Annotated in this window: 6 protein-coding genes; 5 read left to right on the forward strand and 1 reads right to left on the reverse strand. The window is 58.3% G+C overall.

What is annotated here, in order from left to right; all coding sequences use genetic code 11:
- The first annotated feature begins 9 nt into the window (after nucleotides 1–9).
- The 5 genes from HY010_07810 (at nucleotide 10) to HY010_07830 (ending at nucleotide 11,762) form a co-directional block, all read left to right on the forward strand.
- A complete protein-coding gene (locus tag HY010_07810) occupies nucleotides 10–5,601 on the forward strand; it encodes an ATP-grasp domain-containing protein (GenBank protein MBI3475624.1) in 5,592 nt (1,863 codons plus the stop codon).
- A 16-nt stretch (nucleotides 5,602–5,617) separates the two neighbouring features.
- Nucleotides 5,618–6,343 carry a 4'-phosphopantetheinyl transferase superfamily protein gene (locus HY010_07815; protein ID MBI3475625.1) on the forward strand — a complete coding sequence of 242 codons (726 nt, stop codon included), beginning with the start codon at nucleotides 5,618–5,620 and terminating at the stop codon, nucleotides 6,341–6,343.
- A gap of 23 nt (nucleotides 6,344–6,366) precedes the next feature.
- Nucleotides 6,367–8,025, forward strand: a complete 1,659-nt coding sequence (locus HY010_07820; GenBank protein ID MBI3475626.1) for a GMC family oxidoreductase — start codon at nucleotides 6,367–6,369, stop codon at nucleotides 8,023–8,025.
- A 99-nt stretch (nucleotides 8,026–8,124) separates the two neighbouring features.
- Entirely contained in the window at nucleotides 8,125–8,334 is a 210-nt protein-coding gene (locus HY010_07825) for a hypothetical protein (protein ID MBI3475627.1), read from the forward strand.
- A gap of 224 nt (nucleotides 8,335–8,558) precedes the next feature.
- Complete coding sequence (locus HY010_07830) at nucleotides 8,559–11,762, forward strand: choice-of-anchor D domain-containing protein (protein MBI3475628.1); 3,204 nt, start codon at nucleotides 8,559–8,561, stop codon at nucleotides 11,760–11,762.
- Nucleotides 11,763–11,880: 118 nt separating this feature from the next.
- Here HY010_07830 and HY010_07835 read toward each other — a convergent pair whose 3' ends face one another.
- Nucleotides 11,881–12,465: a hypothetical protein gene (locus tag HY010_07835; GenBank protein MBI3475629.1), complete on the reverse strand. Its 585-nt coding sequence runs from the start codon at nucleotides 12,463–12,465 to the stop codon at nucleotides 11,881–11,883.
- Nucleotides 12,466–12,483: the final 18 nt, after the last annotated feature.

Consider the following 12,483-nt stretch of genomic DNA (forward strand, 5'->3'; position numbering starts at 1 on the left):
GAGGACCCTATGAAACAAGAATTCCAACGCATAGCAATTGTGAATCGCGGTGAAGCCGCCATGCGTTTCATCCACGCGGCCCGCGAATTCAATCACGAGAACGGGACAGCGTTGTGCACCATCGCCCTCTTCACCGAGCCTGACCGTCACGCCATGTTCGTCCGCGAAGCAGATGAAGCGGTGTGTCTCGGGCCTGCTCAGGTCATGGACGAGAACTCCCAGCAACTCAAAAGCAGTTACGTTGACTACGTCCTGCTGGAGCGCGCATTGACGTCTGCACGCGCGGACGCGGTCTGGGTGGGATGGGGTTTCGTAGCGGAGCATGCTGCCTTCGCGGATCTCTGCCGCGAGTTGGGCATTGTGTTCATCGGCCCCGATGGCGACATGATGCGCCGCCTGGGCGACAAAATCGCCTCGAAACACTTGGCCGAGAAAAATCAGATACCGGTCGCACCCTGGAGCGACGGCCCTGTAGAAACTCTGGCTGACGCACAGCGCCACGCCAACCGCCTGGGCTATCCGCTCCTTGTTAAGGCCACTGCTGGAGGCGGAGGCCGCGGCATTCGCGTGGTCAATAACACGACTCAACTCGCCAGGGCTTTTGAAAGGGCACGCGCGGAAGCATTCAAGGCTTTCGGTGATCCCACCGTTTTCATGGAGAAACTGCTCGAAGGCGCGCGGCACGTCGAAGTCCAGATCATCGCCGACCAATACGGAACCACGTGGGCCGCAGGCGTACGTGACTGCACGATTCAACGCCGCCAGCAGAAAATTCTGGAAGAAGCTCCGTCACCGGCCCTCTCGTTAGAGCAGGATCAATCTCTTCGCGAGGCAGCGGTCCGATTGAGCCAGGCCGCGGGCTACTCCAACGCCGGCACTGTGGAATTCCTGTACCAGCCTGAGAGCGAGAGAATTTCGTTCATGGAAATGAACACAAGGTTGCAGGTGGAACATCCGGTCACCGAGTGTACGACGGGCATCGATCTCGTCAAATTACAGATTCACGTCGCGCGCGGCGAGCGCCTCGAAGGAGAACCGCCCCGCAGTACCGGCCATGCCATCGAAGTCCGGCTCAATGCAGAAGATCCGGACAACGGTTTTTCGCCGGCGCCTGGCCGCATCGAGCGCTTCCGAATTTTGACCGGTCCCGGCGTACGCGTGGACACTGGCGTGGCCGAAGGCGACACGATCCCGGCAGACTTCGACTCCATGGTCGCCAAGATCATCGCCTACGGTCAGACCCGGAAAGAAGCTCTTGCCCGTCTCCAACGAACGCTGCGTGAGAGTGTCGTGGTGATCAAGAACGGCGCCAGCAACAAGGCATTTCTCCTGGACCTGCTGAACCGTCCCGAGGTGCAGCGTGGTGAGGTTCATGTCGGATGGCTCGACCAACTGGCAGCGTCAGGTGAACTTGGCTCGCGACGCTACTCTGAGGTGGCAATCGTGCAGGCGGCGATCGAGGCCTACGACACGCAACTGGCCGTGGAACAAGCGCAGTTCTACGCCTCCGCAGTGCGCGGACGACCGCAGGTGCGCAGCGAGGCGGGTCGCACCGCCGAACTTCGCTATCGAGGACATGTCTACTCTCCCAAAATCCATCGCCTCGGTCCGCGACAGTATCGCGTCGACGTCAATGGCGCGCGCGTGAATGCTTCCCTGGACCGGTTGGGACAGTTTGAATACTGGCTCACGGCCTTCGGCCGGCGCTTTCATGTTGTCTCTGTAGTGCAGGGGCAGAGCTACCGCATCGAAGTGGATGGCGTGTCCCACCAGATTGATCGCGACGACGGCGGCATCGTACACGCTCCGGCACCATCGGTTGTGGTTTCCATTTCCGTAAAACCAGGCGACACAGTCGCAGTGGGAGATCGCGTCGCAGTGTTGGAAGCGATGAAAATGGAAATGGAGGTCGTCGCCCCATTTGCGGGACAAGTCCGTCAGGTGATGACTATCCCCAACGTGCAAGTGGATACAGGAGCGCCACTCCTGCAGATTGACCCTGTTGACGCCGGCGACGTGGATACTGCGGCGGAACAGGTTGTCTTTAGCGCAGCACTCGGTTCGAGCGGGACCGTCGAGACAATTCACTCCAGCTGCGCGAGTCTCGAGGAACTCCGGCAACTCATGTTGGGCTTTGATGTTGACCCGAAACGGGGCGCCAGCCTCCTCGCCGAGTGGAAGCAGCATGGTCCCGTAACCGATGACATCAAGCGAGGAGAAGACGAGATCGTCAACATCTTCGTGGACATATGTTCTCTATTCCAGCGCGAACCGGCCGCAAGCCATCAGCTCAGCGCGGAGGAGCCCAGCCCGGAAGCCTACTTGTTTTCGTATCTGCGCATGCTCGACACGCAGGGCGAGAGCCTGCCTCGCCCATTTGTTGAAGCTCTCAGCCGTGCACTGGCTCACTATGGGGTGCGCACGCTGGATCGTTCCCCGGAATTGGAAGAAAGTCTGCTCTGGATCTATAAGTCCCACCAGCGTGTGGAGCAGCAGCTCGCGACCGTTGCGGAAGTGCTGGAACGGCGTTTGCGCCAGGTGCAACCGCTGCCTTCGTCCGAGGACGAATCCATGCGAACGCTGTTGGACCGACTGGTCGCGATGGCCAACGGGCGATTCCCGTCGATCAGCGACCTGGCCCGGGAATTGCGCTATCGCTGTTTCGACCAGCCATCATTCGAGAGAGCGCGGGCTGAGGTATACGACCAGATGAACGAACATCTCACTTGTCTGGACGCCAATCCCGATGCTTCGGATCGTCATGCGCGAATGCGCGTGTTGGTGGAGTGCCCGCAACCTCTCGTGGGCATGCTCTCCGGCCGGCTTGCCGATTCGAGCCATGCCATGCGCAGTTTGATGCTCGAAGCACTTACGTCCCGCTACTACCGTATCCGTGAGTTGACGAACTTTCGTACGGTAGATATCGACGGGCGCTGCTACGCATTGGCCGAGTACGAACATGAAGGAAAGAGTGTCAATCTCATCGCTACTCATGACGAATACCACCACCTTCCTGTCGCCATTGGAGGTTTGTTTCCTCTGATTGCGCAAGTTCCCGCGGACCACGAAATCGTCATCGACCTCTACACTCGCTCGGGTCAACTCGACGATGCGGAGGCAACGCAACAGGAAATTCACACAACGCTCAATCAATCGGGCTTCGCGCGCGTGATCGAGCGCATCGCCGTGGCCGTCACCTCCGCGTCCAACCACGGAATCGGCGGCGTGCAGCAATTCACCTATCGTCCTCAGGAAGGCGCCTACGAGGAGGAGAAGTTCTACCGCGGAATTCATCCCATGATGGCCAAGCGGCTGCATCTCTGGCGGCTCAGCAATTTCAAGATCGACCGGCTGCCCTCCGTGGAAGACGTATATCTCATCCACGCCATCGCGCGGGATAACCCGAAAGACGAGCGCCTGTTCGCGTGTGCGGAGGTACGCGACGTAACCCCGGTGCGCGATGATGAAGGACGTATCGTCCAACTGCCGCACCTGGAGCGCATGCTGATGGAAGCGATGGCTGGCATCCGGCTGTTTCAGTCACGCCGGCCCGCGAACCAGCGCCTTTACTGGAATCGAATCCTGTTGCACGTGTGGCCACCACTCAATCTGCACCGGGACGAGTTGCGCGACATCGTGAACCGGCTCGCACCCGCAACGGAAGGCCTCGGACTGGAGCAGGTTGTGGTCCATGCACGAATTCCAAATCCAGCGACCGGCGAACTCCGCGAGATGGTGGTTCGCATTTCAAGCCCAGGAGCAAGCGGAATGCTGGTGACGTTCCGGCCAGCCGACAAGATGCAACCGATCCAGTCGCTGACCGAATACGACCAGAAAGTGGTCCGCATGCGGCAACGCGGCCTGATCTACCCATACGAAATCATCAGGATGCTCACGCCCGCGCCGGAAAACACCCGGGCGGAATTTCCTCCGGGAAACTTTACGGAGCACGATTTGGATGCGAACGGCAAACTTGTTGCCGTCGATCGACCCTACGGAAAAAACAAAGCCAACATCGTCGTCGGGATCATACGCAATTTCACGGGTAAGTATCCCGAAGGGATGACGCGTGTTCTGTTGTTGGGAGACCCAAGTAAAGACCTGGGTGCGATCGCAGAACCGGAGTGCCGTCGCATTCTGGCGGCCCTCGACATGGCCCAACAGATGGGCGTTCCGCTGGAATGGTTCCCGATCTCCGCCGGGGCCAAGATTTCCATGGATAGCGGTGTCGAAAACATGGACTGGATTGCCCGCGTCCTGCGCAGTCTGGTGGAATTCACGCAAGCGGGAGGCGAAGTCAATCTACTGGTGAATGGAATCAACGTCGGGGCGCAGCCCTACTGGAATGCGGAAGCAACCATGCTGATGCACACTCGCGGCATTCTGGTGATGACGCCGAAGGCAGCGATGGTGCTCACTGGCAAGCGCGCCCTGGACTATTCCGGAAGTGTTTCCGCCGAGGACAATCTGGGAATTGGCGGCTATGACCGCATCATGGGAATTAACGGCCAGGCACAATACTGGGCCCGCGACATTGATGAAGCGTGTCACATTCTGATGCGCCACTACGACCACACCTACGTCGCACCGGGCGAACGGTTTCCCAGGGCAGCCGCGACGGTCGATCCCGTTGATCGAGACGTGCGGGCCTATCCCCACAACACAAACGGCGGAGAGGGTTTCGCGCGGATTGGGGAGATATTGTCCGATGAAACCAATCCCGGCCGGAAGAAATCTTTCGACATTCGCAGCGTGATGATGGCGGCGATTGACCAGGACCACGCTCCGCTGGAGCGCTGGCCCGGCATGCGAGCCGCAGAGACTGCGGTGGTCTGGGACGCCCATCTCGGTGGCTATCCTGTTTGCTTGATCGGCATCGAATCCCAGCCCGTGCCACGATTGGGATTTGCCCCTGCCGACGGGCCCGATCAATGGTGTGCCGGCACGCTATTCCCGCAATCCTCCAAGAAGATTGCTCGCGCCATCAACGCCGCAAGCAACAACCGGCCGCTCGTGCTGCTGGCGAATCTTTCGGGCTTTGACGGTTCGCCGGAATCGATGCGCAGGTTACAGCTCGAATACGGCGCAGAGATTGGGAGAGCAGTGATCAACTTCAAGGGACCGATCGTTTTTTGTGTGATCTCCCGCTATCACGGCGGCGCCTACGTGGTTTTCTCCCGGGCCCTGAACGAGAACCTTGAAGTCGCGGCGCTGGAGGGCACCTACGCCTCAGTCATCGGTGGTGCGCCGGCCGCGGCCGTCGTCTTCGCTGGCGAAGTGGAAGCTCGGGCTCGCAAAGATGAGCGACTGCAGGCGCTGAACCAGGCGATGGCCAAGGCCGAAGGCGCTGAGAAAGTTCGCCTTCGCAAGCAATGGGATGACCTCTTCAAGGTCGTTCATTCGGAGAAACTGGGCGAGATGGCGTCCGAATTCGACCACGTGCACAGCGTGCAGCGTGCGCTCGAAGTGGGCGCGCTCGATCGAATTATCCCGCCTGCCGACCTGCGTCCCTATCTCATCGATGCAGTGCAGCGAGGTGTCGAAAAAGAACTGCAATGGAGTGCCGCAGAACCGGAATCCAAGATCGTCGAAGCGGCCTAAATGGCAAGGTGAAGGAATGAAAGTGTACTGGCTGGAACAAACGCAAGAGGAAGTTCCGGAAAAAAATGATTGGCTCAGCTCGAGTGAAACCGTTTGCTTGAGCAACATGCGCATTCCCAAACGACGGATGGACTGGCGGTTGGGGCGATGGACAGCAAAACGCGCCCTCGCCTCATGGCTGCATGTTCCCGCTCATCCGCTTGTGTTTGCGAAAATCGAAATTCGGCCGGCACCGACGGGCGCTCCTGAAGTCTTCCTGGCGAACAAACCGGCAAACGTGAGCTTCTCCCTCAGTCACCGGGACGAAAGAGCAATGTGCGCCATCGCGCTGTCAGGCGCGGAACTGGGTTGCGATCTGGAAATGATCGAACCGCACAGCGACGCCTTTCTCGCGGATTATTTCACAGCCCAGGAGCAAGCACTGGTGACGGGTATGTCCGCTGCGGATAGACCCCGGATGCTCGCCCTGCTCTGGAGCAGCAAAGAAAGCACGCTGAAGGCGCTGCACACCGGCCTGCGAGTCGACACGCGATGTGCTGTTGTCAGCCCCTCCGATCCGCTGGTTGAGCGGAACGGGTGGAGTCCGCTGCAGGTTCGCTACGCTGGCAACAGAGTTTTCCACGGCTGGTGGCAGAGGACAGAGGCCAGGTTGCGAACGCTCGTCGCAGCACCACGGCCGGAGCCGCCGATCCCGTTTCGCGTCCCAGAGTATTGTTCCGACCATGTCGCCCAGTACGCGTAGAAGCTAGTGTGTCCGAGAAACAAATGTCATCCAGCAACGGCCAATTCGATTTTGATTTCATTGTCATCGGATCTGGTTTCGGTGGCAGTGTCTCCGCGCTCCGACTGACGGAAAAAGGCTATCGCGTTGCTGTGATGGAAATGGGCCGGCGCTGGAACCCCGCCAATCTGCCGCGCACCAGTTGGTCGTTGCGTCGGTGGTTCTGGCGTCCTAGCCTCGGCCTACGTGGGTTCTTCAACATACGGTTCTTTCGGCACGCAACCATCTTCCACGGTTGCGCGGTGGGCGGCGGATCGATCACCTATGCGACAACCTTGCTGCCCGCTCCCAGTAAAGTGTGGGAACGGGGAACCTGGGATGGATTAGCCGACTGGAAAACCGAAATGCCTCAGTACTACGGAACCGCGTCGCGGATGCTGGGCGTAGTGGAAAACAGAATCCTCGGGCCCGCCGACCATCTTCTTCAGCAAGCTGCGCAACTTGCCGGAGTCGGACATACCTTCTACCGCACGAATGTGGGCATCTTCGAACCGGCGGAGAATCAGCCCGGCAATACCACAGTCCCTGACCCATTCTTTGGCGGAGAAGGTCCGGCGCGAACCACCTGCATCGGCTGCGGAGGCTGCATGATGGGTTGCCGTTTTGGCGCCAAGAATACGCTGGACCTGGGCTACCTGTTTCTGGCTGAAAAGCACGGAGCACAAGTATTTCCGGAAACCAGAGTAGTCAGCGTAAAGCCCCTGCATGGCAGCGAGGACGGCAGTCAAGGCTACGAGGTTGGAACCGTTCCATCCATGGCATGGTTCCGACACAAGCCACAGCGATTCACTTGCCGCGGCGTGATTTTCTCTGCGTCGTCGCTAGGCACGATGGAACTTCTTTTTCGATTCAAGGAAATTGGTTTGTTGCCGCACCTCAGCGAGCAAATCGGACAACACGTTCGTACAAATTCCGAATCGCTGATCGGCGCGCGCACGCCGGGCCATTCGCAAGACTTGTCGGAAGGGATCGCAATCGGTTCCGGCGTCTACATTGACGAGCACACCCACATCGAGGCGGTCCGTTATCCACGCGGGTCCGACGCGATGGGGGTTCTCACCACGATCCTGACCGATGGCCGCCCCGGCCCGCAGAGGATCGCGCTCTGGCTCAAGAACGTGATGGCGTCGCTGCTCCGTCATCCGCTGAAGACGGTGCGCGTACTGCAGCCTTGGGGCTGGGCGCGGGAGTTCGTGATCCTACTGTGTATGCAGGCTCTCGATGGAGAGATCGAGATGCGCTGGCAACGACCGTGGTTCTGGCCGTTCCGGAAATATCTGGTGAGTCGGGGAGAGAAAGTTCCCACCTACATTCCGAAGGCCAACGAGTTCGCCAAGGTGTACGCACAACTCACTGGCGGGTTTGCAATGAGCATGCTTCCGGAAATTCTGTTCGACGTACCGGGCACGGCGCACTGTATTGGAGGATGCGTGATCGCAAATTCCTCAACGCGCGGTGTGGTCGACCATCGCCAGCGCGTGTTTAATTACAAGAACATGTACATCTGCGACGGGTCCGTCGTGGCGGCAAACCTCGGCGTCAACCCCAGCCTGACGATCACGGCACTCTCCGAACGGGCCATGAGCTTTATCCCACTTGCGACGCAGACAACGTGGGACGATAGCGCTACGAAAGGCGCGTGACCGGGACTCCGTGACGCAGATCACTGAGACTCTACCGCGCGCGATGCATCCTGCAGAGGACAACATCGTCGGCGAAAATTACCGGCGAGGAGGCTCACTATGGACCGACAGATAGATTGGCCATGGAGTTGGGAAGAAGAAGCAGAGTGGAAGGCAGAACTGGAAGAAAGAGACAATGATTTCGTCGAGGAGTTGATCGAAGATGCGGTCGAAGGGCGTGTCACCGACTCCCGTTACGCTCTCGGACTTCCGGCGGAAGGTGAGTCGAGCGCGGATCGTGCTCCCGACAAATACCTGGTCGTAACCTAACCTGCACTCACGTTGCGTGGGGAAGCAGCGGGAAACCTATTCCGTCGTGTAGTTAGATTCCATGCGCCTGACCTGACGATTCGAAACAGCTATCGCTCTACCCCTAAGCGCGATTCATACCGAGCGAACCGAACAAAGTGGTGTAAACCGAAGCGACCCGTTGTATGATCATGCCGCGTCGCCTACCCTTGGGAACCCAAAGCTAACAAGAAGAGGACAGTTTTATGTATCTTGTCCGATCGATTCGTCTCGCCTTGCTGTTTTCCGTGGCTGTCTTCTCTATCAGCTTGAGCTACGCCCAGAACGTGAAGCTTGCGCCCACCGCATTGAATTTCGGCAAGCAGCCGGTTGGTGTTATCAGCGCTCCAAAGACCATCATTGTGACCAACACCGGCATAGCAGCATTACTTATCAGCGGCGTTGCAACGACTGGCGACTATGCCGCAAACAACCAATGCCCAGGGTCTCTCGCTCCTGCTAACGGTTGCACAATCAGCGTCTCGTTTACGCCAAGCGCCGCCGGCAAGCGTTCAGGCGCTTTGACGATTACCGACAATGCGCCAGGAGGAACTCAATCGGTACCACTGACTGGAGTGGGAGTGAGCGCCATCGTAGTGGCCCCCACGAAACTCGCTTTCGGAAACTCCGTCGTTGGTGTAACGGCACTTCCCAAGTCCGTCAAGGTGACCAATAACCTGTCCAGAGCCGTCAGCTTGAGTAATATGGCAACCTCTTCCGCCGATTTCGGATTTCAGAATGGCTGCGGAGCGCAGGTCCCGGCCAAGTCCAGCTGTTCGCTCACGGTTACTTTCACTCCCACCGCCGTGGGAGCGCGCTCAGGAACGCTCACTTTCTCGGATGATACGGAACCCCCTACTCAATCCGTCCATTTAGCCGGCACTGGTTTGGCTGTGAAATTACTCTCAATTTCTGTACATCCGGCGGGAGCTAGCGTCGGCATCGGCAGCACGCAGCAGTACCAGGCGATTGGAACGTATAGCAACAACACCACGAGCGACATTACTTCTTCCGTCGTTTGGAAGACGACGGATCCCAGCATCGCGACCGTAGGCGCTGCCACCGGCCTGCTCACCGGTATCAAGGGTGGAGTAACCATCGTCTCGGCCACTCAGGGTAGCCGCGCCAAAGCGATCACCGGCTCAACTACGGTTACGATCATTCCTGTTCTCAACTCGATCACTGTCACGCCCGGCACGGCGACCGTTGCAGCCGGAATCGCGCAGCAGTTTGCTGCAACCGGCAATTACAACGACGGTTCGCAGCGCGACCTGACCACCACCGCAACGTGGACCTCATCCAACCCTGCGGTCGCCTCCGTCAGCGCTGCAGGCCTTGCTGCCAGCGCCCAACCTGGGCAGACTTCGATTGCCGCAACGGTCGGTCCCCTCAGCGGCACTGCACTTCTCACCGTGAATCCCGCGGCGTTGGCTTCGCTGTCCGTCGCTCCGGGAGTCGTTTTTGTAGGAGTAGGCAGCAATCGCCAATACTCGGCCACGGGCACTTTTACGGATGGCAGCACGCGCAACGTTACCTCGTCGGTCATCTGGAGTTCCGACAATCCGTCGCTCGCCACGATTGACAGCTTCGGGCTTGGGACCTCCACAGGTGATGGTGCTGCTCACATCATCGCCACCGCAGGCACGATCAGCGGTTCGGCAACCATGAACGGTATCGCCGGCGGCTTTGTCGACTGCGATGCGCGCATCCTCGACATGAAGGTTCTTGTGGTCACGAACGCAAAGGCCGAGGCCGACTTTCCCGCTATCACGCAGGCCCTCGACTATCTCGGAACGCCCTACACCGTTCTGGACATCAGCACTACCGGCCTCACGATCCCAGCCGGGTTCCTCTCGAACGGATGTCACGGTTATTTCCAGGGCGTGATCTTCGGGGTAGGGAATAGCATCTATAACATCTCGAACGCCCCAGACCTCTATGCTTATGAGTCCCAGTTCAGCGTCCGGCAATTAAATTGGTTCGTTTTCCCCGACCCGAACTTTGGCGTCGCATGGGTGGGATCCATCGACCCCAACTCCACTCCCTACAATTTCCATTACACCGCTGCGGCGGATTCCATCTTCCCTTACGCCAACACCGCGAATCCCGTCGGGATCGTCGACGCTACTATCTATCAGGCGAGCGCTGTCAATTCAACTCCGCTGCTCACTGATGACAGTGGCAATGTTCTGGCGACGATCTACAACACCCCCTTTGCGTATCAATATTTGTCACTCACTTTCGACAGTAACCCGTTCCTGAAACATGATCTCGTCCTGAGCTATGGTTTGATCAATTGGGTGACGCAAGGGATGTTCCTCGGACAGCACCACACCTACTTCACGCCCCAAGTGGATGACTACTTCATTGACGATTCGGAGTGGACTCCCGGACTTGACTGCTCTACGAACCCCGATGGCACTGGAACCACGATCCGCATCAAGGCTTCCGATCTCACGGCTCTGATCAACTGGCAAGCTGCTAAACAATCGAATCCAGTTTCGGCCAACTTCGTTCTCTCGATGGCATTCAACGGCGCTGGCGCCGTGCTGGGCGCGTACCCGAATGATGACCTCACTCCGGCAACGCAGGCTAACCAAGCCTCGTTTAATTGGATCAGCCACACCTTCGACCACACCAATCTGGATAACGTGACCTACGGGAAAGCGTCAAGCGAGATCACGCAGAACAATGCCATGGCAGCCACGCTAGGGCTAGCGAACTTCAATGTCGCGAACATGGTGACCCCTGACATTTCCGGCCTCAGCAATCCCAACTTCCTGCAGGCTGCCGCGGATAATGGTATCCGCTTTCTGGTTAGTGACACCTCGCGCCCTGGCCAGGACAATCCTTCGCCAAACGTCGGAATCGTCAACCAATACCAGCCGTCGATTCTCGAGATTCCTCGCCACGCCAACAACCTCTTCTTCAACGTCGCAACACCTGATGATTGGGTTGCAGAATACAACTGCATCTACCCGGAACTGGGCTATTCCTATCCTCAGATCCTCGACAACATCAGCGACACTTTCGTGGTCAATATGCTGAGGGGCGACATGGATCCGGAAATGTTCCACCAGCCCAACCTGCAAGCCTACAATGGCACGAACAGCCTGCTTGGCGACCTGGTGGACATGACTTTCACCAAGTACACTGACTTCGTCAACTTCCCCATCCTCTCTCCTCCCGAAGACGCCATCGGCACCGAAATGGCCAATCGCTCGAAGTACAATCTGGCCGGAGTGAGCGCCAGCTTTATCCCTCACCAGCGCATCATGGTGACTGCGCAGCAGACCACCAACGTCCCGGTCACCGGACTGCCCAGCGTGGGCGCGGAAAATTACGGCGGACAAACCATCACGCACATCGCGCTAATCGGGGGGCAAACGGTGACTCTGCCGGTCCCCTAGCGGCGTCCTCCATGAACAGATAAGGACGCGAAGAAAAAGCGGCCTGCTGCCATAGAATCGGCACGCAGACCGCATGTCACCAGCACTTGCGACTATCTCGTATAGGACCGATCGTCGATTATTGGCCTTCACAGGTCACGTGATCGTTCCAATCGACGAACGCTCCGTTTGGGCTATGCCGCCATGCCCACACGTGCAACTCAAAGAATGGTGCGGGGATGTTGAACCGGTTCGGAATGCCGACCAGCTGAAACGTTTGCCCTTCGAGCACCGGCGGAGTGTTGTTGTTATTTGCCAGCCATGTGGCGGCGTCCACGATGTATTCGACGCCGACCAGCTTCGTCTGTCCGTTCGCGGTCTCGTAGATGAGTGCCTCGGGCTGCGAGACGTCAATCTTGCCGTCGCCCACTAGATCCCCATTTACGTAGTGCACACCCATGGCTCCATGGTCCGGTCCGCTGACGCAACCAAGGAACGGTCCATAGCCCGGCGGAAGGTTGCTGACGTCCTGATAATTCTTGGTCGCGTTTCTGACAAGTTGAACGAGCCTGGCTTGTTCGGTTTTCGCTCGAGCATCTTGGCCTTGCCCACTATGCTTGCCCGATGCGAAGAGTGGCGTGGCGATGACTAGGCTGCTTAGCAGAGCCAGACGCAAGGTATTCATCGTCGAAGTGTGGATGAGATTCGTGATTCGGTTCGTCATAGGTTTCTCCTGATCGGA

The organism is Acidobacteriota bacterium, assembly GCA_016196065.1.
Classification (GTDB): Bacteria; Acidobacteriota; Terriglobia; order Terriglobales; family Acidobacteriaceae; genus Acidiflorens.